Genomic DNA, 26777 nt, shown 5'->3' on the forward strand with positions numbered 1-26777 from the left:
GGTCACGCCCGACCCCGATACGGTGCAGCCATGGCTTCCAGTAATCCGCAGCTTCCGCCGCTCAGCGAGACCGAGCGCCACGCCTGGGAGAACCCGGGGGCGTTCGAGGCTGCCGCCGGGGTGCACCGCATTCCGCTGCCACTGCCCGGCGACGCGCTGAAGGCCGTCAACATCTACGCGATCCCCGACGGCGATAAGGTCGTCCTGATCGACGGCGGCTGGGCGATGGCCGAGTCCGCCGAATTGCTCGCCGCCGGCCTGAAGGCGCTCGGATACGGCCTGGGCGACGTCAGCGATTTCTACGTCACCCACCACCACCGCGACCACTACACGCAGGCGGTCACCCTGCGCCGCAAGTACGGCAGCGCGGTCTCGCTCGGCGAGGGTGAACGCGAGGCGCTCGAAGTCATCCGGGCCAGCACGGATCTGCCCAACGCCGCACGCATGCGCGACGCCGGCGCCGCCGACCTCGCCCGGCAGATCGAGTCCTGGGCCAGCGGCACCAACCGCGGCGCCGAGCTCGCCGACTACGAGGATCCCGATCACTGGCTGGCCGACGGCGTCGAGTTGCCGCTGTCGACCCGCACCCTGCGTGTGATCGCGACGCCCGGCCATACCCGAGGGCATGTTGTCTTCCACGACCCCGAGCACGACACGTTGTTCGCCGGCGATCACGTGCTGCCGCACATCACGCCGTCGATCGGGGTCGAGACCAACCGGCCGCCGTCACCCCTGCGCGACTACCTGGCCTCGCTTGCGCTTGTCCGGGCCATGCCCGACGCGCGGTTGCTGCCGGCGCACGGACCGGTCACCGGCTCGGTGCACGAACGCATCGATGAGCTTCTCCAGCACCACGCCCAGCGGTTGGAGATCACCGCCGAGGCGCTCGACCACGGCGCCAGCACCGGCTTCGACGTCGCCCGGGCCACGCCCTGGACCCGGCACCTGCGTCGCTTCGACGACCTCGACCTGTTCAACCGGATCATGGCCATCAACGAGACCGTCGCCCACCTGAAGGTCCTCGTCGAGCGCGGGCTCGCGGGCGAGCAGCGCCTGGACGGCGTCACTCATTACGCCCGGACCTGACCGCTGCCATCAGCCCCGTCTCCCAGGTGATCAACTGCGGATTTCGACGGCTGGACGACGCGAATCCGCAGTTGATCACCCGGGGGAGGAGGCGGCTCAGACCGCGGCGACGACCTTGGCGAGGTCGCCGGCGATCGAATCGGCCTGGTCCTGTGTTCCGGCCTCGACCATGACGCGGACCAGTTGCTCGGTGCCGGACGGGCGCAGCAACACGCGGCCGGAGTCGCCCAGCACCACCTCGGCGTCGGCCACCGCGTCGGCGACCGCACTGGACGCGGCGACCGTGGCCCGGTCACTGACCGGCACGTTGACGAGCGTCTGGGGCAGCCGCTGCACGACCGCGGCCAGCTCGGCGAGCGAGCTGCCGGTGTCGCACATCCGGGCCATCACGTGCAGCGCGGTGAGCAGGCCGTCGCCGGTGGTCGCGGCGTCGGTGAAGACGAGGTGCCCGCTCTGCTCGCCGCCCAGGGCGAGGTCGTGCGCGCGCAGCGCCTCGAGTACGTAGCGATCGCCGACGGCGGTAGTCAGCACCTGTACCCCGGCTTTGCGCATGGCGTGATGGAACCCGAGGTTGCTCATGACGGTGGCCACCACCGTGTCCTGACGCAGCCGCCCCCGTTCGTGCATGGCGAGGGCGCAGACCGCCAGCAGCTGGTCACCGTCGACGATTGCACCGGAGGCGTCGACGGCCAGGCATCGGTCGGCGTCACCGTCGTGTGCGATGCCGAGGTCGGCGCCGCTCGCCCGGACGGCCGCGATCAGCCCGTCGAGGTGCGTCGAACCCACCCCGTCGTTGATGTTCAACCCGTCGGGGTCGGCGGCGATCGCGGTGACCTGCGCGCCGGCACCGCGATAGATCTCGGGCGCGACGAATGACGCCGCGCCGTGCGCGCAGTCGACGACGACCTGCAGTCCGTCGAGGCGGGCCGGCACCGCCCCCAGCAGGTGCGCGCCGTAGCGCTCGACGGCGTCGTCGGAGTTGCGCAGTCGCCCGATCAGCGCGCCGATCGGCCGGGTGAGCGGGCCGGTCTCGACCTCGGCCTCGATCTCGTGCTCGATCTCGTCGGGCAACTTCTGCCCGCCCGCGGCGAACAGCTTGATCCCGTTGTCCGGCATCGGGTTGTGCGAGGCCGACAGCACGACACCGAGGTCGGCGCCGTAGGAGGCGGTCAGGAAGGCGACGGCCGGCGTCGGCAGCACGCCGACGAGCAGCACGTCGGCTCCGGCCGAGGTGAGCCCGGCGACGACTGCGGCCTCGAGCATCTCGCCGCTGGCGCGGGGGTCACGCCCCACGACCGCGACCGGACGGTGTGCCGCGCTGTGGGCAACGAGTACCCGTACCGCCGCGCCGGCGACGGCCATGGCGAGCTCCGGGGAGAGATCGCCGTTGGCCAGTCCCCGGACCCCGTCCGTGCCGAACAACCCCACGCTGGGGCTTAACGCTTGGAGTACTGAGGTGCCTTGCGGGCCTTCTTCAGGCCGTACTTCTTGCGCTCCTTGACCCGCGGGTCGCGGGTGAGGAAGCCCGCTTTCTTCAGCGCCGGGCGGTCGTCGGGCTCGATGTTGATGAGCGCGCGAGCGATACCCAGGCGCAGCGCACCGGCCTGACCGCTCGTGCCGCCGCCGACGATCGAGGCGAGGACGTCGTACTGGTCGGCCTTCTCGAGCGTCACGAACGGCTCGCGGATGAGCTGCTGGTGGACCTTGTTCGGGAAGTAGGCCTCAAGCGTGCGGCCGTTGACCTTGAACTCACCCGAGCCCGGGACGAGTCGGACGCGCGCGATCGCTTCCTTGCGACGGCCGACGACGGGTGCGGTGGGGTTGGGGTTGCTCACTGGCTTACCTGCTTGATCTCGAACGGCTGCGGCTTCTGCGCCGCGTGCGGGTGGTCGGGTCCGGCGTAGACCTTGAGCTTCTTCAGCTGGGCCCGGCCGAGGGTGGTCTTGGGGAGCATGCCGCGGACGGCGAGCTCGATGACGCGCTCGGGCTTGGTCTCGAGCAGCTGGCCCACGGTGCGGCTGGACAACCCACCCGGGTAGCCGGAGTGGCGGTAGCGCAGGTCGTTCAGCTTGGCGCCGGTGAGCGCCACCTTCTCGGCATTGACCACGACGACGAAGTCGCCCGTGTCGACGTGCAGGGCAAACTGCGGCTTGTGCTTGCCCCGCAGCAGCGTGGCCGCCTGCGAGGCCAGTCGGCCGAGGACGATGTCGTTGGCGTCGATGACGTGCCAGTGACGCTCGATCTCACCCGGCTTCGGGGAGTACGTGCCGGTCTTGGGCATGGAGCTGCTTCTCTCGTTCGGTCTTCACGCTGCACTGCAGACTTGCTGCGCAGTTGGCGCCCCCACGGTCATCCGCGTCAGCCGTGTCGAGCACGGTGATCGATGGACCCTGGAGCATGGCCGGTGGACGCGGACCAGCCGCGCACCAACGTCGAACTGTACCGGCGGCACCAGGACGAGCCAAATCCCGACGTCCCTGCGTCCACCAGGCGGCGCACGGCAACGCTCGTTAGGCTGTGCCGGTGAAGAGCAGCGAGACCGCGCGCCCTGCGGTGTCGTCGCGTCTCGTCCCGGCCGGCGTCGGGTTGCTGCCGCTGGTCTGCATCCTCGGCATCGTGGTCATGCTCGGCGTCGCGGGCCTGTCGTGGAACACCTCGCCGTACTACGGCAAGCCGACGGCGAGCACCCCGAGGACGGCGAAGAAGCAGGTCAATGTCGGCACCATCCCGGTGCACGCCAAGCCCGTTGCGGCGGCACTCGCACTGTCGCCGAACCGCATCGACATCCCGCGCCTCAAGGCCGTCGCCCCGATCGTCAAGGTCGGCACGACCCCCGACCGGGAACTGCAGATCCCCGAGAACCCGAAGATCGTGGGTTGGTGGAGCCCCGGCGCGAAGCCTGGCGCCGGCAAGGGCACGGCGATCCTCGCCGGGCACATCAACTATGCCGGGGTCGACGGCACGCTGAGCCGGATCGGACAGCTCAAGCCGGGCGACGAGGTCGACCTCTACGGCACCCAAAACGCCGGCCACAAGTCGAAGGTCGAGTTCACGGTCACCGGCGTGCGGACGTACCACAAGACGAAGCTGCCCTACCAGCAGATCTTCGATCAGAGCAGCGTCGGACGGATCGCGATCGTCACCTGCGGCGGACCGTTCGACCCGTCCACCGGCAACTATCTCGACAACATCGTCGTCTTCGCCGTCCCTAGTTGAGTGTCGGGTTACGCGTCGAGTGTCGAGTTATAACCCGACACTCGACGCCGTAACCCGACACTCAACCGGGCGGAGCACCTACCGCGGCCGCGCCACGCGGGTCTCGTCGAACACCGGCTCGGTGGACTCGTACACCCGTCCGTCGCCGCCGAAGACGAGGAAACGGTCGAACGAGCGCGCGAACCAACGGTCGTGGGTCACTGCCAGCACTGTGCCGTCGAAGGTCTCGAGCGCCTCCTCAAGCGACTCCGCGCTGAGCACGTCGAGGTTGTCGGTGGGCTCGTCGAGCAGCAGCAACGTGGCACCGGACAACTCGAGCAGCAAGATCTGGAAGCGGGCCTGCTGCCCGCCGGACAGCGAGCCGAAACGCTGATCGCCCTGCTGCGACAGGCCGTAGCGCCGCAGCGCGCCCATCGCCCGGCCGCGATCGACGCCGCTGCGCCCACCCTCGCCCTCCCACAGCAGGTCGACGAGCGAGCGTCCCATCCACGCGGGGTGCGCGTGCGTCTGCGCGAACAGGCCGGGCACGACGCGGGCGCCGAGCTTCCATCCGCCGCTGTGCTTCACCTCGTCGCCGCCGAGCAGACGCAGGAAGTGCGACTTGCCGGCGCCGTTCGCGCCCAGAACGCCGATGCGCTCGCCGTAGAATATCTCCGCGTCGAAGGGCTGCATGAGCCCGGTGAGCTCGAGGCCCTCGCACACCACGGCCCGCACGCCGGTGCGCCCGCCGCGCAGCCGCATCGCAACCTGCTGGTCCTCTGGCTTGTCCGGTGGCGGCCCCTCGTCTTCGAACCGTTCGAGACGCCGGGCCTGGACGCGGTACTTCTGCGCCATGACCTCGCTGATCCGCGACTGGATCTTGAGGGTGTTGACGAGGTCCTTGAGCCGGGCGTGCTCCTCCTCCCAGCGACGGCGCAGCTCGGCCATCCGGTCGTGCCGATGTGTCCGCGCCTCGTGATAGCTGGCGAAACCGCCTCCGTGCACCCAGGTCGTCCCGCCCTCGACAGTGACGACCCGGTCGGCCACGACGGCCAGCAGCTCTCGGTCGTGGCTGACGAACAGCACCGTCTTGGGCGTCTCGCGTAGCCGCTGCTCGAGCCAGCGCTTGCCGGGGACGTCGAGGTAGTTGTCCGGTTCGTCGAGCAGCAGCACCTCGTCACGTCCGCGCAGCAGTAACTCGAGGGCCAACCGCTTCTGCTCGCCCCCGGACAGTGTGGTCAGCTCGCGGTACTTGCAGCTCTCGTACGGCACGCCCAGCGCGGCCACCGTGACGGTGTCCCACAGCACCTCTGCGTCGTAGCCGCCGGCCTCGCCCCACTCGGCGATGGCGTGGGCGTAGCTGAGCTGGGTGGGTTCGTCGTCGTGCTCCATCATGGCCAGCTCGGCGTCCTGCAGGGTCTGCCAGGCCTGTGGGATCGGCACCGGCGACAGGCCGACAAGGAAGTCCTGCACGGTGCTCGAGTCGCGGACCGATCCGATGAACTGGCGCATCACGCCGACCCCGCCGACGCGCGTCACCGTGCCCGTCTGCGGCGTCTCGTCGCCGGCGATGAGGCGCAGCAGCGTCGTCTTGCCGGTGCCGTTCGCGCCGACCAACGCCGCCTTGACGCCCTCGCCGACACGCAGGCTGGCCTCGGTCAGCAGCGCCCGCCCGTCGGGCAGGACGTGCCCGATGCCGGCGGCTTCCACGTAACCCATGTGCACCAGTGTCCGGGACGTAAGGGCCGCCGCGCACCCGACTTCCGCCCCGGCATACTCAACCGCCATGACGACGGTCCTGCTGCTCGTCATCGCCGCGGTGCTGGCCGTCGGGGATTGGGTGGCCGTCCATCGACGCCTCCCCCGTCTCGAGGGCCTGCTCAAGCCGGCGACCTTGGCCCTCCTCGTTTCAGCCGCGGCCACCGCCGACCTCGGCGACGCCAAGCCGTGGGTAGTCGTCGCGCTGGTGCTGGGCCTGCTCGGCGATGTTGCTCTGCTCGCTCCCGCCGGGCCACCCGGTGCGCCTCCCCGCCCGGCGTTCCTTGCCGGCCTCGGCGCCTTCCTGCTCGGCCACCTGGCCTGGATCGCCGCCTTCCTGACGCGCGATGTGCACGGTCTCGCGTTCGCCGTGGGCGCGGTGATCGCGGTGGGCATCGGCGGAGTCGTGCTCGGGCCGGTGCTGGCCGCCGCCCGGCGGGACGCCGGGTTGCCCTTCGCAGCGATCATCGCCGCATACGCGGTGGTGCTCGCACTCGCGGCCGCATTTGCCGCCGGTACCGGCGTGCTCGCCACCGCAATCGGTGGCGTGCTGTTCCTGCTCTCGGACGCGACCCTCGCTCGTGAACGGTTCGTGCGGCCCATCCCGCACGGGCGGGTGATCGTCATCGTCAGCTACCACCTGGCGCAGGGTCTGATGGTGATCGGGCTCGTCCGATCTTTCTGACAGCGGCATCTACGCTGCGTCCATGCCCCGTCGCCCGACCCGCACCGTCCCCACGGTGATCGTCCCCGGCTGGAACGGGTCGGGTCCCGGCCACTGGCAGACGTGGCTGGGCCAGCAGCTCGAGGACGCCGGGCGCGAGGTTCGTCGGCCCGCCTTCGCCGACGTCGATCACCCTGCGCTCGAGCCGTGGCTGACCGATCTGCGTGCCGCGCTCGACGGCTTACCCGCCGACGGCTTCGACGTCGTCGCCCACTCGCTCGGGGCCGTGCTGTGGCTGCACCACGTCGCCGGTTCGACGGGTGCACCGCGCCCGGCCCGGGTGGCGCTCGTGTCGCCACCGAGTCCCGCGTTGGACGCCGTTGAGGTCGCCGAGTTCTTCCCGCCGCCGCTGGACGTCGACACCGTTCGTCGTGGGGCGGACGGCACCGTCCTTATCGCCGGTGACGACGACCAATACCTGCCCGAGGGCATTGCCGACGCCTACGGGCGGCCGCTGAAGATGGCCACCACGGTGGTCGCCGGCGGCGGGCACCTGAACACTGAGTCCGGCTACGGCGCGTGGCCGGCCATGCTCGACTGGTGCGGGCGCGGCAACCTCGCGTTCTTCTGAGCCGGTGACCAGCCGGGCGGCGCGAACACGTAGCCGAACCGCTCACGCCAGCTGCGCGCAGCCCGCACGTCGCGGACGATCGCGGCGTACTCGTGGTACTGCAGGCGGAACAGGTTGTGGCTGTCGATGTTCTTCGTCAGGCCGTAGCGCGGGCGGTGCGTCTCCTCGGCGTACGAGGCGAACAACCGGTCCCAGACGATGAGGATGCCGCCGTAGTTGCGGTCGAGGTACTCGGGGTCGCTGCCGTGGTGGACTCGGTGGTGCGAGGGCGTGTTGAACACGAACTCGACGGGCGCCCACATCCGGTCGACGCGCTCGGTGTGCACGAAGAACTGGAAGATCAGGTTCACGGAGAACGCGGTGAAGATCAGCCACGGCGGCACCCCGAGCAGCGGCAGCGGAACCCAGACGACCAGCTCCCACCACGGGTTCCACTTCTGCCGCACCGCGGTCGACAGGTTGAACCCCTGGCTGTTGTGATGCGCCTGATGGGCCGCCCACAGCAGGCGGACACGGTGCGCGCTGCGGTGCTCGAGGTAGAACAGCAGGTCGACGCCGACGAGCACCAAGACCCAGGTGTACCAACGGTCGGCGGGCAGCCGGAGCGGCGTGAGTTCGTACAGCGCGGCGTAGCCGAGCAGCGCCCCGATGCGTGCCACGCCGTTGACGAGCAACGACCCGACACCCATGCCCAGGTTGGTGCGGACGTCGCGCAGCTCGTACGCGCCGGCCCCGCGCTCGTCCTCCTCGAGGAAACGCAACGCCAGGAACTCCAGTGCCATGAAGAGAGCGAAGAACGGAATGGCCACGACGACCGGATCCCGCAACGTCTCGGCGAACGCCACCGGGCACACCTCCTGCGCTAACTGACTCTTGAGTCACTTACCGTAGGGTAAGATCGCTCCTATGTCCACTGCGATCATCGGGACGAAGGGCGTTCCCCGTCCCGAGCGCGAGCAGCAGATCGTCGCGGTGGCCGTCGGCGAGTTCGCGGCGGGCGGCTACGCGCGGGCCTCGATGGTTGCGATCGCCCGGCGCGCCGGGATCTCCAAACCGTTGATCTACCAGTACTTCGGCTCGAAGGACGGGCTGTACCTCGCCTGCCTGCACGACGTCGCCGGGGCGCTGATCGCCCGTCTCGACGAGGCAGAGCTCGACGTCGACGACACCGTGGCCTCGCGTATCCACCCGCTGCGGGCGATCTTCACCGCGCTCGAACCGCAGCGTGACGCGTGGCGGCTGCTCTTCGACGCAAGCGTCCCCGCCGCCGGCCCGATCCGGTCGGCGGCGTCGGCCTACCAGGCCCGGTTGGCCGAGCTGGCGGCCAGCGGTTCGGAGCGCTTCCTCGCCGCCCGTGGCCCGCACAGCACGGCCGACGCCTCCGCGTTGACCGCGGTGTGGATGGGCCTGGTGACGTCATTGGTCACCTGGTGGCTCGCGCACCCGGACGTGTCGGCCGACGCGATGACGGCGCGCTGCGAGCGCCTGCTCACCGCCGTCCTGACCTGACCCGCGCCGATTGTGGAGTCTTTCGCCCGCTATGCGGGCGAAAGACTCCACAATCCGGCGCGGGTCACGTGTCGCGGCGGGCTCTCGTCTGCTGAGCGCGGGCGGCCAGCTGATCGTCGGGCGGGTAGCCGACCTCGACGAGGGTCAACCCGTGTGCGGCAGCGACCCGGACCTCGTCGGAGCGGCGGTCCCGGGTCAGCAGCGAGCCCGGCCAGGACGGATCGCGGAACCCCTCCCCCACCGCGATCAGCGCGCCGACCAGCGAGCGCACCATCGAGTGGCAGAACGCATCGGCGACGACGGTGCAGGTGAGCTCGCCCCCTACCCGTATGACGTCCAGGCGCTGCAGGCTGCGGATGGTCGTCGCGCCCGGCCGGTGCCGGCAGAAGGCAGCGAAGTCGTGCAGTCCTAGCAGATCGGCCGCGGCTGACGCCATCCTCTGCTCGTCCAAGCGGCGCGGCCAGCCGAGCACGAATCCCCGCCGCACCGGGTCGGGGCCGCCGACCGCATCGGTGATCAGGTACTCGTATCGGCGCCACAACGCCGAGAAGCGGGCGTCGAACTCGGGCGGCACAGCGCGCACCGTCCGCACGCGGACGTCGCGCGGCAAGACGCCGGCCAGGCGACGCAGCAGCAGCTCGCGCTCGGATGCCCAGAGCACGGACGGCAGATCGACGTGCGCGACCTGCCCCGTGGCGTGCACGCCGGTGTCGGTCCGCCCGGCCACCCGCAGCGACACAGCGGACCGCCGCAGGACCACGGCCAGCGCGTCCTCGAGCACCGCCTGCACCGTCCGCCGATCCGGCTGACGCGCCCAGCCGAAGAAGTCGGTCCCGTCGTAGGAAATGTCGAGGCGGACCCGCTGCTGCGGGTCCGCCTCGAGGAACGTGCTGTCGTGCAGAGTTACTTCTCGGTCGAGGTGTCCGGCTTGTCAGCGGCCGGAGCCTCCTGGCCACCAGCCTGCGGCTCGTCGCCACCGATGACGTCGGTGACGGCGTCATCGGCATCCTCAGCGTCGCTCTCGCCGAGACCCAGCGCTGCCAGCCCCTCCTCGGAGTCCACCGCGTCGGTCGGCGCGTTGGTGGCGGTGGCGTCGGAGACGACCCCGGCCGCGGTGGCCGACTCGCCCGCCGCGTCCTCGGCGATCTCCTTGGTGCGTCCGGTCGGCGCCTTGAGCGGCGCGGTGCGGGTGCCGCGAGCCTTCTCGGCCTCGGCCACGACCGTCTTGAGCTCTTCGCAGATCTCGATGATGGCCATCGGAGCGTTGTCGCCCTTGCGCGGGTTGGTCTTGATGATGCGCGTGTAACCACCCGGACGCGTCGCCATCGCCGGACCGATCTCGGCGAACAGCTTGTGCACGACGTCCTTGTCGCGAATGACGGTCATGACCTGACGGCGCGCGTGCAGGTCACCGCGCTTCGCGAACGTGATCAGCTTCTCGGCCAGCGGACGCAGCCGCTTGGCCTTGGCCTCGGTGGTGGTGATGCGATCGTGCTCGAAGAGCGACGTCGCGAGGTTCGCCAACATCAGCCGCTCGTGCGCAGGGCTGCCGCCGAAGCGGGTTCCCTTGGTGGGCGTGGGCATTTCGTGCTCCTAGGAGAAGGGAGAAGGACCGACTACAGCTGTTCGGTCTCGGCGTAATCGGTGTCGTCGGTGAAGTCGTCCTCACCGTAGGACTCGACGGAGGTCGGCAGAGCGAATCCGGGCGGGCTGTCCTTGAGGGCCAGACCCAGACCGGCAAGCTTGACCTTGACCTCGTCGATCGACTTCGAACCGAAGTTGCGGATGTCGAGCAGGTCGGCCTCGCTGCGCCCGACGAGCTCACCCACAGTGTGGATGCCCTCGCGCTTGAGGCAGTTGTACGAACGCACGGTGAGGTCGAGGTCCTCGATCGGCATGGAGAACGCCGCGATGTCGGCGACCTCGGCCGGCGACGGGCCCACATCGATGCCCTCGGCCTCGATGTTGAGCTCCTTGAACAGTCCGAACAGTTCGACGAGGGTGTGGCCGGCGCTGGCCACCGCGTCCCGCGGCGTGAGCGAGTGCTTGGTCTCGACGTCCACCACGAGGCGGTCGAAGTCGGTGCGCTGCTCGACGCGGGTTGCCTCGACGTTGTACGTGACCTTCAGGACCGGCGAGTAGATGGAGTCGACCGGGATGCGGCCGATCTCCTGGCCGGGCTGCTTGTTCTGCACGGCGGTGACGTAGCCGCGGCCACGCTCGACGACCAGCTCGATCTCGAGCCGGCCCTTCTTGTTGATCGTGGCGATGTGCAGGTCCGGGTTGTGGATCTCGACCCCGGCCGGCGGTGCGATGTCGGCGGCCGAGACGTCACCGGGGCCCTGCTTACGCAGGTACATGACGACGGGCTCGTCGCTCTCGGAGCTCACGACGAGTTCCTTGAGGTTCAGGATGATGTCGGTGACGTCTTCCTTCACGCCCTCGACGGTCGTGAACTCGTGCAGCACACCGTCGATGCGAATGCTGGTGACGGCGGCACCGGGGATGGACGACAGCAGGGTCCGGCGCAGCGAGTTGCCGAGCGTGTAGCCGAAGCCAGGCTCGAGCGGCTCGATGACGAAGCGCGACCGGTTGTCGGCGATCGGCTCCTCGGCCAGGGTGGGGCGCTGAGAGATCAGCACAGGGTTACTCCTTGTGTTCGTGGGCGACCGCTATATGACGCCCGACGTGTGTGCGCCCGCCGAGTTGTCCGCTCCCCAACCCGTCAAAACGGGTGCTGGGGCGGACAACTTCGCGGGGGGTGGTGCTACTTCGAGTACAGCTCGACGATCAGCTGTTCCTGGACCGGGATGTCGATCTGGGCGCGCTCGGGCAGCTGGTGCACGAGGATGCGCAACCGGTTCGGGACGACCTGCAGCCAGGCCGGGACGGGCCGGTCGCCGACGGTTTCGCGGGCGACCTGGAACGGCAGGGTCTCGAGCGACTTGGGCTTCACGTCGATGATGTCGTACGGCGTGACGCGGTAGCTCGGGATGTCGACCTTTGAACCGTTCACCAGGAAGTGGCCGTGGCTGACGAGCTGGCGGGCCTGGCGCCGGGTGCGGGCGAGGCCCGCACGGTAGACGACGTTGTCCAGACGGGACTCGAGGATCTGCAGCAGGTTGTCGCCCGTCTTGCCCTGGCGACGCACCGCCTCGCCGTAGTAGCCACGGAACTGCTTCTCCAGGATGCCGTAGCTGTACTTGGCCTTCTGCTTCTCCTGCAGCTGCAGGAGGTACTCGCTCTGCTTGATGCGGTTGCGGCCGTGCTGGCCGGGCGGGTACGGACGACGCTCGAAGGAGGCGTCGCCGCCCACGAGGTCGACGTTGAGCCGGCGCGAGATGCGCGTGGCGGGACCGGTGTAGCGAGCCATCAGACCCTCCGTCGCTTGGGCGGACGGCAGCCGTTGTGGGGCTGCGGCGTCACGTCGGAAATGGTGCCGACCTCGAGGCCGGTCGCCTGCAGGGAGCGGATCGCCGTCTCGCGGCCCGAACCCGGGCCCTTGACGAAGACGTCGACCTTCTTCAGCCCGTGCTCCTGGGCTTTGCGGGCGGCGCTCTCGGCGGCCATCTGCGCGGCGAACGGAGTCGACTTTCGCGAACCCTTGAAGCCGACGTGGCCGGCTGAGGCCCAGCTGATCACGTTGCCCTGCGGGTCGGTGATCGACACGATCGTGTTGTTGAAGGTGCTTTTGATGTGCGCCTGGCCGAAGGTGACGTTCTTCTTCTCCTTGCGGCGCAGCTTCTTGGCACCCGTCTTACGTGCGGGACCCGGCATTACTTCTTACCTGCCTTCTTCTTGCCCGCAATGGTCTTTTTCGGACCCTTTCGGGTGCGGGCGTTCGTCTTGGTGCGCTGGCCGTGCACAGGCAGGCCGCGGCGGTGCCGGATGCCCTCGTAGCAGCCGATCTCGACCTTGCGGCGGATGTCGGCGGCCACCTCGCGGCGCAGGTCACCCTCGACGCGGAAGTTCGCGTCGATGTGATCGCGCAGTTTGACGAGGTCGTCGTCGCTGAGGTCGCGGGCCCGCAGGTCCGGGCTGATGCCGGTGGCCTCGAGGGTCTGCTTCGCGCGGGTTCGGCCCATGCCGTAGATGTAGGTTAGCGCGATCTCCATCCGCTTCTCGCGGGGGAGGTCGACGCCGGAAAGTCTTGCCATACGGGCGGTACTCCTGATTTCTCGTGTCGAAGGTTTGGTAGCGCAGCCGTTCCCTGATCACCCCGCCCGGGGTGGGGCTCCGGCCTTCGTCCGGAGGTGAACCCGCGATCTGACGGCCGCGGGTGGCGTGCGCACTGTGTTGATGCGATGGTTCTGCTAGCTGAAGAAGATCAGCCCTGGCGCTGCTTGTGACGCAGGTTGTCGCAGATGACCATGACCCGACCGTGGCGACGGATGACCTTGCACTTGTCGCAGATCGGCTTGACGCTCGGCTTGACCTTCACGGCCCTGCCCTTCTGATGATGTGACGTGGCTTGTGCTTTGCGGGGGGTGTTGGGGGCAGAGCCCCCAACTGGTTACTTGTAGCGGTAGACGATGCGGCCACGGGTGAGGTCGTAGGGCGAAAGTTCCACCACGACCCGGTCCTCGGGGAGGATCCGGATGTAGTGCTGCCGCATCTTGCCGCTGATGTGGGCGAGAACCTTGTGTCCGTTGCTCAGTTCCACTCGGAACATCGCGTTGGGCAGCGGCTCGACCACGCGGCCTTCGACCTCGATGGCGCCGTCTTTCTTTGCCATGTCCTCCGCATTTCAGTGTTCATCGGTAGTTCGGTAATGATTCGATCCGGCGCCGCCGTGAGGGATGCTCCGCCCTTCGGTCCGCGGCCACGAGAGTCATAGTGGACACAGTGAAGTAGGGCGACGAGCGCCAACCGGTAACTGTACCGTCGTCGCCACCCGGAACCAAAAACGAGCTCTACGGTGGTCCGATGCCGCGTCTGGATCGTGCGTCCGCCGAGCTGTGGGCCCGCAAATGGGCGTGGTATCAGCGTTCGCGCCTGCCGTGGCGGCGGGCGCAGCTGCACTACGAACTGGCCACGCGCCAGGCGTTCGCCCGCGGGCCGGTGCACGGCAACGCCCTACAGCTGCTGCGCGAGCGCCGCCTCGAGCTGGGTGCACACGTCCTGCTCGAGCCCGGGGTGTGGCTGACGTCCGACACCGGGCGCATCGCGATCGGCGGCGGCTCGATCCTGAACCTCAACGTCATGATCGCCGCAGTCGAGGAGGTGACCATCGGCGAGCACTGCATGCTGGCCAACGGCTGCCTGGTCACCGACGGCAACCACCGCGTCGACGACCCGGACGTGCCGGTGCCGTGGCAGGGCTTCACGACCAAGGGCCCGGTGACTATCGGCGACAACGTCTGGCTGGGCGCGAATGTCGTGGTCACCAGCGGCGTACGCATCGGCCGCCGCGCGGTCGTCGGCGCCAACTCGGTCGTGGTGGAGGATGTGCCGGACTTCGCGATAGTGGCTGGTGCCCCGGCGCAGGTCCTGCGCACGATCAGCTACGGCTGACGCGGTTAGATGCCGCTATGCAATCCGGTTGGCGGAGCAAGATCAACACGACGCTCAGCGGTGCGACGGGCTACCGCGTCACGAAAGCGCCCGTCACCAAAGCCGCCGCGGAACCGCGTCGCACGGCGACAGACGCCCCGGTACGGGTGGTCGTCGCGACCACCCTCGACCTCGAGGACTTCCACGAGCGCAGCGATCTCGGGCGCAGCCTCGCAAGCATCCCCACCGCGCTGCGGCCAGAGCTGACGGTGTACGCGGGCAACAGAGGCGCGACCGTCCGCGGGTTGCCCGGCCTCTACAACGAGGCGCTCGAGTCCGCAGCCGAGAACGAGCTGCTCGTGCTCGTGCACGACGACGTGCACCTGCACGACTGGTACCTCGCCGCGCGGGCCCGGGAGGCCATGGCCCGCTTCGACGTCGCCGGCATCGCCGGGGCGGTGCGCAGCGACCCGGCCGACCCTTCGTGGTACTTCACCTTCGGCCCCGACCTGACGCGCGGGCCCAGGCAGCCCGCTGCCAACCTGTCCGGATCGGTGAACCACGGACCCAAGGACGCCCCGAAGGTGCAGGTGTACGGACGTGCGCCGGCCGCGTGCGCGCTGCTGGACGGTGTGCTGCTCATCGTCCACGCTGGTCGCGCCCGCGCGGCGGGGGTCCGGTTCGACGAGCAGTTCCGCTTCCACCTGTACGACCTGGACTTCTGCCGCACCGCCCGCCGACAGGGCCTTCGCCTGGGCACCTGGCCGATCAGCATCACGCACGGCAGCCGTGGCGCGTGGGACTCGGAGGCCTTCACCGACGCCGCCCAGGTCTACCTGACGAAGTGGGCGAGCTGATGCTGGTCAGCGTCGTCGTGCCGGTCTGGAACCCCGGGCCCAATTTCGAGCGCTGCATCGCCAGCCTGCTCGCCCAGACGATCTCGCGCGACGAGTACGAGATCGTGCTGGTCGACGACGGGTCAACAGACGGCACGGCCGACGTGCTGGATCGTCTCGCCGAGCAGCACCCGCGCCTGGTCCGGGTGCTGCACATCCCCAGTTCCGGGTGGCCCGGGCGGCCGCGCAACGTCGGGATCGACGCGGCGCGGGGCGAGTTCGTCCACCTCGTCGACAACGACGACACGCTGCCCCCCTACGCGCTGCAGGCCCTGGTCTCCGCCGCGGTCGAGCACGACGCCGACGTCGCCCTCGGCCGGCCGGCCAGCGACTTCCGCGGCTTAAACCACGCCCTCTACGGCCGGCCGTCCTGGTGCGGCACGTTGTGGGACGAGCCCGACCTGACCACCACCCTGACGCCGCACAAGATGTTCCGGCGCGCCCTGCTCGTCCGCTACGGCATCCGGTTCCCCGAGGGCCCGGTGCCGCTGGAGGACCAGATGTTCGTCATCCAGGCCTACGTCCACGCCCGGCGCATCGCCGTGCTCACCGACCGCGTCTACTACTCCTACCTGCGCCGGGTCGGCTCGGGCCGCAACGCCGGCGACCGGCCCATCGACGCATTCGGCCAGTCGCGCGCGGTCGAGAAGGTGCTCGACCTCATTACCGATGCGGTCGAGGACCCCCAACGTCGCAATCGGCTGTTCCGCCGCTTCTACCGCGTCAACCTGCTGGCCCGGCTCAGCGATCGCAGCACTCTGGCCGCCGACGACACAGCTCGCGACGAGCTCGTCGCCGAGATCCGCCGGCTGGCCGTCGAGCGGTTCGGGCCGGGCGTCACCGACAACGTCGGTGCGGCGCACCGCATCCAGGGTCGGCTGCTGCTCGACGAAGACACACCCGGTCTGCTGGCGCTGGCCGCCGAGTACCAGGCCATCGGCCTGCGGCTGGACGCCCACAACGTGACGTGGCGCGGCGACGTCCTGCACTTCGACCTCGACGGCGGGGTGGTGCGGCACGGCGAGCTGTTGACGGCAGAACGGACGGACCACGGCTGGGCGCTGCCGGCCGACCTCGCCCCCGGCGTCGCAGTGCAGGACCGGCTGCTCGACGACACGCGTGACGAGCCGTACTTCGAACTGTCGCTCGTGTCCCGGGCGACCTCCGCGTCGTTCGCAGCCAAATCAGATCTGCACCTCGTGATTGACCCGAACGGTGTGCTGCGGGTGCGTGGACACGTGGCCATCGACCCGCTGCGCGTGCTCGCCGGTGGTCCGCTCGAGGACGGCGTCTGGGACCTGCGCGGGCGGATGCGCTTCGCCGGATGGAACCGGGCCTGCGTGATCCGCACCCCGGACCGGGGTGAGTCGACAGCGCCACGGACGCCACTGACGCCCGCCCACCTGGCCGACGACGGTCGGGCCGTCATCGCTTTTCTCGAGCCGCCCACCGGCATGCTGACCCTCGACGTCGGGCAGTGGACGGTGTCGCTGGCCGAACAGCTTGCCGGCACGGCGCAGCTGCACAGCCTCGGGCGCCGCCGGGTGGAGCTGCGGGTGGCCGCCGACTCTGCTGCCGGCTCGCTGCCTCGTGCTCAGCTGCTGCTGCGTCCGACGCAGGGCGGGACGGCCGCGGTGCTGTGCGTCGAGGGATCGCTGCGCGCGGACGCCGACCGCGAGGGCTGCGCCACCGCGCTGTTCACGCTGCCCAAGCCAGTGTCGGCAGGGCAGTGGGAGGCGTGGCTGCGGCTGCCCGACGGCGTTGTCGACGTCGCGGCCCCGCTGCCCTGGCGCGTCGATACGACGGGCGACGTGCTGACCGTAAGCGCGAGCGAGCCCGCACGTAGTTAGCGACCGCCGGGCACTGCGCGGCGCAACACGCCTCGGGTTCGACGGATCAACCGGCGGGACACCGGAGGCAGCCGTCCGACCTTCACGATCAGCGCATCCGACGTGCCGTCGCTGGTCAGCTGGTACGTACATCCCTGCCAGACGTACCGCTCGGTGGGCAGGTCGGCCGCGACGAGCGGGCCCCGGGTGGTACCCAACCGGCGCTGCCGGCGAACCCCCTGTTGGACGACCCGCAGGTGCGCCCGCCAGGACCCCGGCTGCTCGCTCAGCCGCCCCAGGTCGACGCGGGCCGACCACCCCCCCCACGCAAGACGGGTCAGAGCCGGACCTTTGGGGTGGACGAGTTCTGGTCGGCGCATCCGGACGGCCGGCACCTCGACCCGGGCATCGTTCGGACCCCTGAGCTCGATGGTCACCTCGTCGTCCGTGGTCGCGACCAGCAGGCCCAGATACCCCTGCCCGGACAGCCGCAACCCGCCTGCCTGCAGCTGCGCGGTGTCGAGGTTGGCGCGCAGCACCACCCGCTCGGTGAGGTCGTAGATGTGGTCCGGCACCGCCCACCGCGGGTCACGGAACCCGGGCAGCCATGCGTACACGTGCTCGCCGTCGACGAACGTCGGCAGGGCCAGCTGGCTCGTCAGATTGGACCCGCCCGCCCAGGTGGCCTGTGGCCTGCTGGGGTGCAGCACGCCTGACGCGTTGTCGTGCGCGAGCGTCCACGCGGCGTCGAACGCGTCCTCGCGCAGCAGGCGGACGAACACCTCGACGCGCGGGTTGAGTCCCGCCTCGGCCCCCTCCGGCACGTGCTTGCGAACCGCATCGGCGAGCTCACGCAGGTCCTGCGGGTCGGCGTCCTCGCCGTCGACGGTGCAGCGCATCACGACGTCGTGCACGTCGGCGCGCAGCAGGTGCCGGAACCCGTGCGGCCGGTCGGCTTCGGGGGAGTCGCCGACCTCGCGCGCGAGCTCACTGATCGCAGCAGCGGCCGCCCGCAGCGTGGCCGACCCGACCGTCACCACGGGCTCTGCAGTCATAGCGGCAGACTCTAACGGTGCACCGTGAGAGCCTGTTCGGCGTGACCGCGGACCAGACGAGTGAGCAGTCCACCACGCCGGTGCGCGGACTGGGCACCCCCGACCCAGCCGGCTTCCACCTGCTGCGCGACGTCGGGTCCAGTTACCGCGACGGTGCCGAAGCCGCGGTGCTGCGCATCGTCTCGGACGCGACGGATGTACGCAGTGACAGCGACGAGCTGGTGCGCGCGGCGTCGGGCTGGGCACAGCGCTATCACCTCGACCCGGCGCGCGCGAACGTCATCCGCAGCGTCGACCTGCCGGCTGATGCGCGGGTCCTCGAGATCGGGGCGGGCTGCGGCGCGATCACGCGCTACCTGGGCGAGCAGTGCGCGGTGGTCGACGCCCTCGAGCCCGTGCCCGCGCGCGCGGCGGTGGCGAGCGCCCGCTGCCGCGATCTGCCCGGCGTGGCGGTCCTTGTCGGAGAGCTCGACGACGTGCCGGCCCAGGCGAGCTACGACGTGATCGTCGTCGTGGGCGTGCTGGAGTACGTCGGCAACGGCACCGCCAACCTGCGTCCCTACCAAGATTTCCTCGACGCCGTCGCGGCCCGCCTCGTCGACGGTGGCGTCCTGATCCTGGCCATCGAGAACAAGCTGGGCGTGAAGTACCTCGTCGGTTCGCCCGAGGATCACACCGACCGGGTGTGGGACGGCCTCGAAGGGTATCCGCGGGGCGGGCAGGCGCGGACGTTCTCCCGCCGCGAGCTCGAGCAGCTGATGCAGCGCAGCGGGCTCACCTCCAGCACCCGGATCGCCTTCCCGGACTACAAGATGACCCGGGCCGTCCTCGGGGACGGGTTCCCGGACGACGCTCGCTCACTGCTGCACCGGGTGCCGGACTTCCCGAGCCCCGACTGGCGTACGCCCCGGCCGCGTATCGGTGACGAGCGTGCGGTGTGGCGCCAGCTCGTCGACGCCGGTCTCGAGCTGGAATTCGGCAACTCGTTGCTTGTGCTGGCGGCCAAGAACGGTCGCGCGTCGAACTGGCCGGACGAGCGGTTGGGCGTGTTCTTCAGCGCCGGGCGGCGTCACGAACTCGAGATGCGCACCGACGTCGAGTCGATCGACGGTCGGGTGCAGTTCCGTCGCGCGCCCCGCAGCGCCGACGCCGGCCCGTCGCCGTCCGGGGTGTGCGTGCTGCCCTCGACCGCCGCGTTCGAGCCGGGCACCGATGTCACTGAGTACATCGCCCGCGGCGGCCCGGACGCGTTCGGCGAATTCGCCGACGCCTGGCTGGAGCTGGTGGATCGCGCGGTTGCCGACGACCCGGGCGCCGCCATCGACCTGGTCCCGCACAATCTCGTTGTCGACGGTGACGGTCGGCTGCGGCCGATCGACCTCGAGTTCACGGGCTACCCGGTGACCCGCGAGCAGGTGGTCCGCCGCGGCGTCTATCACCTCGCGAACCGGGCCGCGCCCCTCGCCGCGCCCGAGCGTTGGGCACCGGACCGCACCGTCGGGGACCTGATGGTCAGGCTCGGGACGTATGTCGGCCTGCCGAACGACGGTTCGTGGCTCGAGCCGATGATGGCCGACGAGCTGGAGTTCTACGCCGCGGTGCGGGCGATCCCGTCCGGACCCGACGGCCCGCAGCGCTGGCGGGCCGGCAACGTCGCGTGGCTGCGCGGAAACGTGGAGCGCACGCTCGCATCCCTGCCGCTCGGCGACCGAGCCTGGCAGCAGGCGACCCGCGCCGAGGCGGCGTTGAGCAAGCAACGACGCCGGGTGCAAGAGCTGGAAGCCGCTTTGACGAAGGCCCGAGCCGTGGCTGCGAAGTCCGAGCGCGCCCGCCGTCGCCTCGCTGCTGCGCCCGAGGTGCGCGTCGCGCGGCGCCTGCGACGTGCTGTTGCCCAGGCCCTGCCGCGTGGCACCACGCGTGGCGGGCTGGCCCGTCGCGTGGTGTCCCGTTCGCGCGGACGCTGACGGCGCCCCCAGGCTGCGCCGCGGCACGTCGAAACCCACCACCTGCACCGGGACTGTCGCTCGCATGCACGAACGTCACGAGGTGTGCCCGCACTTATGGCTACAATTTTTCAATGATTGCCGTGCCGCTGGGCGAAGCCCGCGATCGCCTGTCCGAGTACGTCTCTGATGTCGAACGTACGCATGAGCGCGTGACCATTACTCGGCATGGACATCCCGCCGCCGTTCTGATCGCTGCTGATGACCTTGCCGCCATCGAAGAGACCCTAGACATTCTTGGAACCCCCGGTGCACTCAACGCGATTCGGGAGGGCCAGGCCGACGCCGCGGCGGGTCGATTCGTCGACAACGGCGAGATCAAAGCCCGCTACGGAATCGGGTGAGCGATTCCTTCCACGTTCAGATCACCGCCCGCGACTTACAGCGGCTGCCAGAGAAGATCGCTACCGCCTGCGTTGAGTTCATCTTCGGCCCGCTGGCTCAGAACCCTGCACGAGTGGGAAAACCGCTGCGGGAAGACCTGGCTGGCATGCACTGCGCTCGCCGTGGCGATTATCGAATCTTCTACTCGATTGTTGAAGAAGGTCACCGGGTCGAGATCCTGCACATTGATCGACGAAGCGACGTTTACCGATAGCCCGACGGATCCCGGATAAGATTCGGACAATCGCTGCGCACAAGCCTGGAGTCCTCGCCCCCGCCCTCGTTGTCGCGGACCTGACGGGCAGCCGCAACGACTTCGGGTTCGGCGCTGGTTCGACCGGCTACGTGTCGCCCTGAGCAGCAGGACGCCGAGGTCCATCGTCGCGGGCGATCTACCGACAGTGCGACTCCCCCGCGACATGCCGGTGGATGTTGTCGATCGACTACACAACAGCTAAAGTTCGCGAACGGCTACATTTGCTTCGGAGTCGTCGAGCGGCGACAGGAGGTGCTCGTGCACGTCAGCACAGCGCGGGACCTCGGTTTGCTCGTGCGTCAGCGACGGCAAGACCTCCGTCTCAGCCAAGCTGACCTGGCCACCCGCGCTGGGGTTGGCCGTCCCTGGGTAGTCGCCGTCGAGAAGGGTCACGCGCGCGCTGAACTCGGCAAGCTACTTGCGCTGCTGGCAGAGCTTGGTTTGGCGGTCGATCTGTCGGCAGCGGGCCAACCCAGAGCTGGCGACCATTCCGACGCCGTCGACCTCGATGAGTTACTGCACGAGCACGACCGGCGCAGCAGCACATCCTCAAACCACCGATGGAATACCTGGCTGACCAAGAGCTGAACGAACACCTGTGTCTACGGGCCGCGGGGCAGCTCGGTATGCGAGTAGCCCACTCCGAAGTCATGACGTTCGGCGCGGAGCGGGCGATCGTCTTGGAGCGCTACGACCGCATCGTCACCGAAGACGGAGCCGTGCTGCGCGTCCATCAGGAAGACATTTGTCAGGCCCTGGCCGTGTACCCCGCTCGTAAGTACCAGCGCGAGGACGGCGGCCCCGGCGCGACGGACGTCATAGACACGCTGCGCACGCACCTGCCGCCGACGCAATCACGAGGTGCTGTCGAGACCTTCTGCCCGGCACTCGCCTACAACTGGGTGATCTATGGCCCCGACGCGCCCGCCAAGAACTACTCACTACTGCTCTCGGGCACCTCGGTGCGACTTGCTCCGCTCTACGACATCTTGTCGGTGGTCCCGTACCCCGATCGCTTCAACCTGCGGACGATGGCAATGGCCATGGCGATCAACGGTAGTATCGAAACGCCTCGATCACCGGTGCGGACTGGCAGGCATTTGCAGACCGGCTAGGCGTCGATCGCGATGAGATGGCGTCTTGGGTGCAGGACGTCCTAACCCGTGCCCCTGACGCGCTTGCCGATGTGGTGCGCCACGAGCAGGACTGGATAGCGGACGTGCCGATGGCCGCTCAACTGGTCGACGGTGTGGCCGAGAACAGTCGACGTCTGCGACGCTGGATCGACCCGCCCGTTACGAGCTAGTCGCGCCGCAGGCATCATCTACCGCAGAGTTGTCGATCGGCGTCAACGAGGCCCTCTCGCACGTGAGCACGGCGCGCGACCTCGGTCTGCTCGTGCGTGAGCGCCGACAGAACCTCCACATGACCCAGGCAGACCCGGCCGCCCGCGCTGGAGTTGGCCGTCCCTGGGTCGTCGCCGATGCTCCGTAGGGTTGCGGTCGTGACGACCGTGCCGACTTGGGCTGCTTTGCCGTGAGCATCGGCACGCCCGTGCTGACATTCGTCGGGGTGTTGATTGCTCAGCGAGTGATGCGGGTGGGAGCGAAAGAGCTTGAGACACGGTCGAATCGTGAGGAGACGATGCGGAACTTGCGCTGGGCCGCTGAGATGTCCGTGTCGGACGACTTGGCCCAGGCCAGGCTCGGACTGGCTCAGCTCCGGGCCCTGGATGAGTCCAAGATGCTGGATGCCGAGCAGCAGGTCTTCATTGATGCCGCTCTTGATGCCGTGCTCATTCACCCGGTTGAGGAGATCGACGAGGCGGGCGGTGATGCCGAGGTCGTCCGAGTCGAGCCTGATGCCACCGCTGGGCCTACTGGCGGTGGCGTTGTGCCTCTACGATCAGACGCAGACGGTAGTGACGATGGGGGTGGCGACTGATGGCTAAGAAGAAGATCTTCGTGACCCCTGCTCAGACCGACGCCGCTCGCATGGTTGTGGCACGCAGTGCAGTCACGGGCCGGCACGTGTCACCATCGGTCAGCAAGATTGCCGAGGCAGCGGCACACCCCGCCAAGACGGTTGCTGAAACCTCGCCAACACATGTCGGCGTTTCCTCGTCCTCATCGGGCCGTGGCGGGACCATCAGGTCCGCCGCAAGATCAGCTGTCACCGGAAAGTTCGTCACCAAAAGGCCTTCGCCCGGCTCTGCTTCGAAGTCGAGGTAGCGGTCTGAGGCTCGGAAGGTGGACCGGGGCTGAGCAATACATGCGCTGGCGTTCTTCGCGACGAGACGGCGTCATGGGTGCCCGACGTCGTGACCCGCGCTCCTGACGGGCTCCAGATGTGTGTGCAGTGAGCAGCAGTGGATCGCTGACGTCCCGATGGCCGCTCAACTGTCGACGGTGTGGCCGAGAACAGTCGACGTCTGCGGCGCTGGATCGACCCGCCCGTTACGAGCTAGTCGGCCCGCCTGACTGACGACCCGTCCAGCACCGCAGCCAGCTGTTCCGGCCGCAGCGCGGTGTCGCGTAGCTCCTCGAGACGCCGTGCAATACGCTCGTCGGGCACGAGACGGCCGCGCTGCAGGCCGTCCAGCAGCGAATCGGCGGTAAGTTGCCGCGTCCGCCAGGCCCGCTCCAGCGTGCCGTCGAGCAGCCGGTCGTGGTCCGCACGCCAGTGCCAGCCGAACGTCGACGTCAGGTCCGGGTTCGCCGCAAGGCTCCGGCCACCGATCTCGATCTTGTGTGCGAACTGCTCGTAGCTGCGGTCGGGCACGTGCAGCACGGTGATGGGCTGGGCGGGCCAGGTCTCGCCGAGCCGCGCACCGCGCAGTTCGTGATTACCCTGACGCACCTCGATGTCCGGGTCGGCCCGGTGAGCGACCTTGTTCCCGATGCGACCACCGCGCTGGTGCAGCGACAGCAGGTCGCGGACGACGAGGCGGTTCGGCCAAGCGCCGCTGCGGTGAGGGTCGGCCACCAGGTTCTCCCGCGGCGCCGGCACCGTGCCGTACCGGGCCGGCAGTACGGCCAACGCGTTCGTGAGGCTGGTCCCGTCGCGGGGCCACCAGAATTCGTCGGCGTCGGCGTTGATGACCCAGTCGGCGCCGTGCTCGGCTGCCGCGAGGCGAGCCATCCGGGTTACCCATTGCGCTTGGGCGTAGTTCTGCTCCGGCTCGTGCAGCAGCTGCAGGACACCAGCGTTTTCGTAGTCGGCAAGCACCTCGACCGTGCCGTCCTGCGAGCCGTTGTCAGTGGCCACGATGAAGTCGACGCCGGCTGCGAGGTGGTGTTCGATCATGGCCGCCACGACGTCGACCTCGTCACGGACGAGCAGGGTCAGCACAAGCCTCATGGCGACGAGTCCGCGAGCAGGGTGCGCGCCAGGTCGAACGCCTCATCGCCCGAGTCGGCCCAGTGGGTCAGGGTGCTGGGATGGGTCCAGGTGCGGTAGGCGCCCGAGACCTTGCCGTAGGAGTTGTCCAGCACGACGTGCGGGATGCCGGCGAGCAGGGCCATCAGGTGGCCGTGCAGCTTGTCGGTGACCAGTACCCGCCCGCGGACGAGGATGGACAGTCCGCGCAGCACGTGCCCCTCGCCGTACGGGACGAACGTGGCGCCCAGCGGCCGCCAGGCGTGTCGGGCCCACCGCTCGTCGGTGCGGCACCGCTCGAGCAGGCGGGTATTCACGGCGCGCCCCGCGCGGTTGACGGGTGGCCAGACGTATTCGGGTTCGACCTTGCCGAGCCACTCGATCTCGCGGACCTTGAGGTCAGTAGGCAGAGTGCCGTGGTCGACGTACTCCGGGTCCTTGGGTCGACGGTGCAGCCACAGGACGTCGGTCGACGGGTCCGCCGACAGGCGCGGCAGTCCACGCAGCGCCAGCGCAGCGTCTGGTGCGAGCATCGAGGCAGCGTCGAACTGCTCGGACGCCAGGTCGTAGCTGGCCTGGTCGCGCAGCATGAGGGTGACGTCGCCGTGCTCGGCGACGAGGCGACGGTTGCGGTCGAGGTTGCGCTGCTCGCGGAAGTGGATGCTCTGCGGCAGTTGGATGACGCGCCGACCATGCAGCTCGGCAAAGACGCGTTCCCGCAGCCCCTGCTGTCCGGCGTAGAGATCGCCGAAGTTTCCGCCGCCGTTGAGCAACACCGGACCGTCTGGCAGCGCTGCCGCGAGCGCTGCAGGGCTGTAGGTGCACCACGCGCAGCGGTAGCAAATCCGCACCCCAAGCCGACGCAACGAGGCTCGCGCCCCCAGCCACAATGCTGAATCGCCCGGATTGCCGTGATTCGGAAAGTTCAGCAGCGCCACCTCGGTCGCGCCTGCGAGGGCCGTGCCCAGCTGTTCGTCGAAGCGGTCGGCGAGACCGGCCAGCAGTGCCGAGTCCTGGTGCGGCATGGGAGTGAGCACGGGGTCTGACTCTAACGGCGCAGCGGGCGCCGACCCGAAGGCCGGCGCCCGCTGTCATGCGGTAGAGCGGTGATCAGACCAGCTTCTCGAGAACCTCGAGCTGGTAGATGAACTGCGCGCTCGCCTGGCGTGACGACCCAGCGGCAGGGTGGAACCCGCCGTCGGAGTAACCCTTGGCGATGCCGTTCTTGCTGGCCCACTCGATGTCACCACAGAAGGTGTTGCTCGAGCTGACGTCCTTGAACGGGGACGGCGAGGTGCACAGGGCGTCGCCGCCCGTCTTCGGGTCGACGCCGCGGAACTTCTCATCCACGCGGTACAGGAATGCGGCCTCGGCCTGGCGGCTGACAGTCGCGCCCGGCTTGAAGGTCCCGTTCGAGTAGCCGTTGACGACGCCCAGCGAGGACAGCGCATTGATGTCCTGGCAGAACGGTGAGCTATTCGAGACGTCCGAGAACGAACTCGGGTTCGCCGTGGTGCATGCGCCGGTCGGCGTCGTGAAGCCGCCCTTGTTCAGCACGCCCGCGGCGAAGTGCACGAACGCCTGGCGGGTGACCGTCGTGCCTGGGCGGAAGGTGCCGTCGCCGTACCCGCCCAAGATGCCGTCGGCCGAGAGCGCGTAAATCGCCTTGCCAAACTGGCTGCTCACGGCGACGTCCGAAAACAGCACCGGGATGGTGATGGTCTGGCTGACGTCATGCACCACCACCGCCGGGGTGCTGGCCGTGGCCGGTGCGGCGGTACTCGCTCCGCCCACGCCGTTGTTGGCGATGATCGTGAACGAGCCCGGCGACGCGTCAGTCTTCGCCAGGTCGACGGCGCTGCCGGTGACCGTGCCGGTGGTCGAGTTGAACACCAGCTTGTCGTTCAGCGCGTACAACTTGTCGCCATTAGCGGCGGTGGTCGGCGACACGGCGGTGGCAGTGGTACCTGACGCACCGCTGTTCGGCTTGTTGTCGTAGACCTTGACGCTCGGCTTAGGCGCACCGGGCGACAGCACCGTAGTGCTATAGGCCTGATGCACCGTGGCGGGGCCGGGCACATTGAACTTCGGTGCCGATGACCCTGCTGCAATGGTTGAGGTGTCCGGACCGTCGCTGGCTGACGGTGTTGCGGCGCTGTTGACGGTCAGCGTCTCGTTGGACGTCAGGGTGCCGCTGGTGACGCCAGGCGCCGTCACGCTGAGCGTGAACGGGATCGAGCCTGACGTGCCGTTCGCTGCGATGGCGTTTCCAACGGTCACTGTGCCGCTGAACGTGCCGTTCGACGGCGTGAACGCAGAGGCCATATCGCCCTGAGGTAACCCACTGATCGAGATCGCGCTGGTGCCGGTGGGGGCGCTGATCGTGAAACCCACCGTGGCCGTCGTGATTGCGGCGTCGCCGGCGCCGATGACGATGGAACCGGCGGCGCCGCCGGCGCTGCTATTCCCGACAACCTGCGGGAATGTGACATTCAGGGTGGGCGTAGCGGCCGCCGCCGCCAAGGTTGGGGCGACAAGCGAAACCGCGACGAGGCCAACAGCAGCGCACGACGCGATCGTGAGCCGACGCGCAGGCGTCCACTTGCTGGAGGGTGATTCGATCAAGGTAGTTCCTTCCTT

The 26777-nt window shown here is 69.0% G+C and carries 32 protein-coding genes; 15 read left to right on the top strand and 17 right to left on the bottom strand.

Annotation, left to right across the window (positions count from 1 at the left end; genetic code table 11):
- Window positions 1–30 precede the first annotated feature (30 nt).
- A complete protein-coding gene (locus tag ACFFC4_RS01465) occupies window positions 31–1086 on the top strand; it encodes an MBL fold metallo-hydrolase (protein ID WP_375497044.1) in 1056 nt (351 codons plus the stop codon).
- A 96-nt stretch (window positions 1087–1182) separates the two neighbouring features.
- Here ACFFC4_RS01465 and glmM read toward each other — a convergent pair whose 3' ends face one another.
- The 3 genes from glmM to rplM are packed head-to-tail and all read right to left on the bottom strand — an operon-like array spanning window position 1183 to window position 3367.
- A complete protein-coding gene (glmM, locus tag ACFFC4_RS01470) occupies window positions 1183–2514 on the bottom strand; it encodes a phosphoglucosamine mutase (RefSeq protein WP_375497046.1) in 1332 nt (443 codons plus the stop codon).
- Window positions 2515–2522: 8 nt separating this feature from the next.
- Window positions 2523–2921 carry a 30S ribosomal protein S9 gene (gene rpsI, locus ACFFC4_RS01475; RefSeq protein WP_375497048.1) on the bottom strand — a complete coding sequence of 133 codons (399 nt, stop codon included), beginning with the start codon at window positions 2919–2921 and terminating at the stop codon, window positions 2523–2525.
- Window positions 2918–3367 (bottom strand): 50S ribosomal protein L13, encoded by a 450-nt coding sequence (gene rplM / locus ACFFC4_RS01480; RefSeq protein ID WP_375497050.1) that lies wholly within the window; start codon window positions 3365–3367, stop codon window positions 2918–2920. The genes rpsI and rplM overlap by 4 nt, the downstream gene beginning before the upstream one ends.
- A 242-nt stretch (window positions 3368–3609) precedes the next feature.
- Between rplM and ACFFC4_RS01485 the strand changes: the two genes are divergently transcribed.
- Window positions 3610–4302 carry a class F sortase gene (locus ACFFC4_RS01485; RefSeq protein ID WP_375497052.1) on the top strand — a complete coding sequence of 231 codons (693 nt, stop codon included), beginning with the start codon at window positions 3610–3612 and terminating at the stop codon, window positions 4300–4302.
- A gap of 78 nt (window positions 4303–4380) precedes the next feature.
- Here the strand turns inward: ACFFC4_RS01485 and ACFFC4_RS01490 are convergent, their stop codons facing one another.
- Entirely contained in the window at window positions 4381–6000 is a 1620-nt protein-coding gene (locus tag ACFFC4_RS01490; RefSeq protein WP_375497054.1) for an ABC-F family ATP-binding cassette domain-containing protein, read from the bottom strand.
- A gap of 67 nt (window positions 6001–6067) precedes the next feature.
- On the opposite strand from ACFFC4_RS01490, the gene ACFFC4_RS01495 reads away from it, so the two are divergent.
- Both ACFFC4_RS01495 and ACFFC4_RS01500 read left to right on the top strand, forming a co-directional pair.
- Complete coding sequence (locus ACFFC4_RS01495; protein WP_375497056.1) at window positions 6068–6724, top strand: lysoplasmalogenase family protein; 657 nt, start codon at window positions 6068–6070, stop codon at window positions 6722–6724.
- A 22-nt stretch (window positions 6725–6746) separates the two neighbouring features.
- Window positions 6747–7334, top strand: coding sequence for an RBBP9/YdeN family alpha/beta hydrolase (locus tag ACFFC4_RS01500; protein WP_375497058.1), 588 nt, complete (start codon window positions 6747–6749; stop codon window positions 7332–7334).
- Here the strand turns inward: ACFFC4_RS01500 and ACFFC4_RS01505 are convergent.
- Window positions 7274–8116, bottom strand: a complete 843-nt coding sequence (locus tag ACFFC4_RS01505) for a sterol desaturase family protein (RefSeq protein ID WP_375497168.1) — start codon at window positions 8114–8116, stop codon at window positions 7274–7276. The genes ACFFC4_RS01500 and ACFFC4_RS01505 overlap by 61 nt on opposite strands.
- Window positions 8117–8240: 124 nt before the next feature.
- Here ACFFC4_RS01505 and ACFFC4_RS01510 point away from each other — a divergent pair, with 124 nt between their 5' ends.
- Complete coding sequence (locus ACFFC4_RS01510) at window positions 8241–8843, top strand: TetR/AcrR family transcriptional regulator (protein WP_375497060.1); 603 nt, start codon at window positions 8241–8243, stop codon at window positions 8841–8843.
- A gap of 64 nt (window positions 8844–8907) precedes the next feature.
- On the opposite strand, the gene truA is transcribed toward ACFFC4_RS01510, so the two are convergent.
- From truA to infA, 8 genes are all read right to left on the bottom strand, one after another.
- On the bottom strand, window positions 8908–9744 hold the full coding sequence (gene truA / locus ACFFC4_RS01515) for a tRNA pseudouridine(38-40) synthase TruA (RefSeq protein WP_375497170.1): 837 nt from the start codon (window positions 9742–9744) through the stop codon (window positions 8908–8910).
- 2 nt (window positions 9745–9746) lie between these two features.
- A complete protein-coding gene (gene rplQ, locus ACFFC4_RS01520) occupies window positions 9747–10427 on the bottom strand; it encodes a 50S ribosomal protein L17 (RefSeq protein ID WP_375497062.1) in 681 nt (226 codons plus the stop codon).
- A gap of 32 nt (window positions 10428–10459) precedes the next feature.
- Complete coding sequence (locus ACFFC4_RS01525; RefSeq protein ID WP_375497064.1) at window positions 10460–11485, bottom strand: DNA-directed RNA polymerase subunit alpha; 1026 nt, start codon at window positions 11483–11485, stop codon at window positions 10460–10462.
- A gap of 125 nt (window positions 11486–11610) precedes the next feature.
- Window positions 11611–12216, bottom strand: a complete 606-nt coding sequence (gene rpsD / locus ACFFC4_RS01530; protein WP_375497066.1) for a 30S ribosomal protein S4 — start codon at window positions 12214–12216, stop codon at window positions 11611–11613.
- The gene (rpsK, locus tag ACFFC4_RS01535; protein ID WP_375497068.1) at window positions 12216–12620 is read right to left on the bottom strand and encodes a 30S ribosomal protein S11; all 405 of its coding nucleotides are present in this window, start codon (window positions 12618–12620) and stop codon (window positions 12216–12218) included. Before rpsK ends, rpsD begins: the two co-directional genes overlap by 1 nt.
- Complete coding sequence (rpsM, locus tag ACFFC4_RS01540) at window positions 12620–13000, bottom strand: 30S ribosomal protein S13 (RefSeq protein ID WP_375497070.1); 381 nt, start codon at window positions 12998–13000, stop codon at window positions 12620–12622. Before rpsM ends, rpsK begins: the two co-directional genes overlap by 1 nt.
- 170 nt (window positions 13001–13170) lie before the next feature.
- On the bottom strand, window positions 13171–13284 hold the full coding sequence (gene rpmJ / locus ACFFC4_RS01545) for a 50S ribosomal protein L36 (RefSeq protein ID WP_119951654.1): 114 nt from the start codon (window positions 13282–13284) through the stop codon (window positions 13171–13173).
- A 72-nt stretch (window positions 13285–13356) separates the two neighbouring features.
- Window positions 13357–13578 carry a translation initiation factor IF-1 gene (gene infA, locus ACFFC4_RS01550; protein ID WP_027139599.1) on the bottom strand — a complete coding sequence of 74 codons (222 nt, stop codon included), beginning with the start codon at window positions 13576–13578 and terminating at the stop codon, window positions 13357–13359.
- 191 nt (window positions 13579–13769) lie between these two features.
- On the opposite strand from infA, the gene ACFFC4_RS01555 reads away from it, so the two are divergent.
- From ACFFC4_RS01555 to ACFFC4_RS01565, 3 genes are read left to right on the top strand one after another with little or no spacing between them, the layout of a single operon-like run.
- The gene (locus ACFFC4_RS01555; protein WP_375497072.1) at window positions 13770–14357 is read left to right on the top strand and encodes an acyltransferase; all 588 of its coding nucleotides are present in this window, start codon (window positions 13770–13772) and stop codon (window positions 14355–14357) included.
- Window positions 14358–14374: 17 nt separating this feature from the next.
- Window positions 14375–15193 carry a hypothetical protein gene (locus tag ACFFC4_RS01560; RefSeq protein ID WP_375497074.1) on the top strand — a complete coding sequence of 273 codons (819 nt, stop codon included), beginning with the start codon at window positions 14375–14377 and terminating at the stop codon, window positions 15191–15193.
- Entirely contained in the window at window positions 15181–17082 is a 1902-nt protein-coding gene (locus ACFFC4_RS01565; RefSeq protein ID WP_375497076.1) for a glycosyltransferase family 2 protein, read from the top strand. The genes ACFFC4_RS01560 and ACFFC4_RS01565 overlap by 13 nt, the downstream gene beginning before the upstream one ends.
- Here the strand turns inward: ACFFC4_RS01565 and ACFFC4_RS01570 are convergent.
- Window positions 17079–18116 carry a hypothetical protein gene (locus ACFFC4_RS01570; protein ID WP_375497078.1) on the bottom strand — a complete coding sequence of 346 codons (1038 nt, stop codon included), beginning with the start codon at window positions 18114–18116 and terminating at the stop codon, window positions 17079–17081. The two genes, ACFFC4_RS01565 and ACFFC4_RS01570, sit on opposite strands and share 4 nt — an antisense overlap.
- Before the next feature lie 17 nt (window positions 18117–18133).
- Here ACFFC4_RS01570 and ACFFC4_RS01575 point away from each other — a divergent pair, with 17 nt between their 5' ends.
- The 7 genes from ACFFC4_RS01575 to ACFFC4_RS01605 all read left to right on the top strand — a co-directional run bounded on the left by ACFFC4_RS01575 (window position 18134) and on the right by ACFFC4_RS01605 (window position 22703).
- Window positions 18134–20080, top strand: coding sequence for a methyltransferase domain-containing protein (locus ACFFC4_RS01575; protein WP_375497080.1), 1947 nt, complete (start codon window positions 18134–18136; stop codon window positions 20078–20080).
- 113 nt (window positions 20081–20193) lie between these two features.
- Window positions 20194–20463 carry a type II toxin-antitoxin system Phd/YefM family antitoxin gene (locus ACFFC4_RS01580; RefSeq protein ID WP_375497082.1) on the top strand — a complete coding sequence of 90 codons (270 nt, stop codon included), beginning with the start codon at window positions 20194–20196 and terminating at the stop codon, window positions 20461–20463.
- Window positions 20460–20717 carry a type II toxin-antitoxin system RelE/ParE family toxin gene (locus ACFFC4_RS01585; protein ID WP_375497084.1) on the top strand — a complete coding sequence of 86 codons (258 nt, stop codon included), beginning with the start codon at window positions 20460–20462 and terminating at the stop codon, window positions 20715–20717. Before ACFFC4_RS01580 ends, ACFFC4_RS01585 begins: the two co-directional genes overlap by 4 nt.
- Window positions 20718–21011: 294 nt before the next feature.
- On the top strand, window positions 21012–21347 hold the full coding sequence (locus ACFFC4_RS01590; protein WP_375497086.1) for a helix-turn-helix domain-containing protein: 336 nt from the start codon (window positions 21012–21014) through the stop codon (window positions 21345–21347).
- Window positions 21320–21874 (top strand): HipA domain-containing protein, encoded by a 555-nt coding sequence (locus ACFFC4_RS01595; protein ID WP_375497088.1) that lies wholly within the window; start codon window positions 21320–21322, stop codon window positions 21872–21874. Before ACFFC4_RS01590 ends, ACFFC4_RS01595 begins: the two co-directional genes overlap by 28 nt.
- A 17-nt stretch (window positions 21875–21891) precedes the next feature.
- Window positions 21892–22065, top strand: coding sequence for a hypothetical protein (locus ACFFC4_RS01600; RefSeq protein WP_375497090.1), 174 nt, complete (start codon window positions 21892–21894; stop codon window positions 22063–22065).
- A 230-nt stretch (window positions 22066–22295) separates the two neighbouring features.
- Window positions 22296–22703, top strand: a complete 408-nt coding sequence (locus ACFFC4_RS01605; RefSeq protein WP_375497092.1) for a hypothetical protein — start codon at window positions 22296–22298, stop codon at window positions 22701–22703.
- A 519-nt stretch (window positions 22704–23222) separates the two neighbouring features.
- Here ACFFC4_RS01605 and ACFFC4_RS01610 read toward each other — a convergent pair.
- The 3 genes from ACFFC4_RS01610 to ACFFC4_RS01620 form a co-directional block, all read right to left on the bottom strand.
- Window positions 23223–24119: a glycosyltransferase family 2 protein gene (locus ACFFC4_RS01610; RefSeq protein WP_375497094.1), complete on the bottom strand. Its 897-nt coding sequence runs from the start codon at window positions 24117–24119 to the stop codon at window positions 23223–23225.
- Window positions 24116–25174, bottom strand: a complete 1059-nt coding sequence (locus ACFFC4_RS01615; RefSeq protein WP_375497096.1) for a polysaccharide pyruvyl transferase family protein — start codon at window positions 25172–25174, stop codon at window positions 24116–24118. The genes ACFFC4_RS01610 and ACFFC4_RS01615 overlap by 4 nt, the downstream gene beginning before the upstream one ends.
- Window positions 25175–25247: 73 nt before the next feature.
- Window positions 25248–26762 carry an S-layer homology domain-containing protein gene (locus tag ACFFC4_RS01620; protein ID WP_375497098.1) on the bottom strand — a complete coding sequence of 505 codons (1515 nt, stop codon included), beginning with the start codon at window positions 26760–26762 and terminating at the stop codon, window positions 25248–25250.
- Window positions 26763–26777 lie beyond the last annotated feature (15 nt).

Origin of the sequence: uncultured Jatrophihabitans sp. (genome assembly GCF_964244045.1) — a bacterium.
Lineage (GTDB): Bacteria > Actinomycetota > Actinomycetes > Mycobacteriales > Jatrophihabitantaceae > Jatrophihabitans.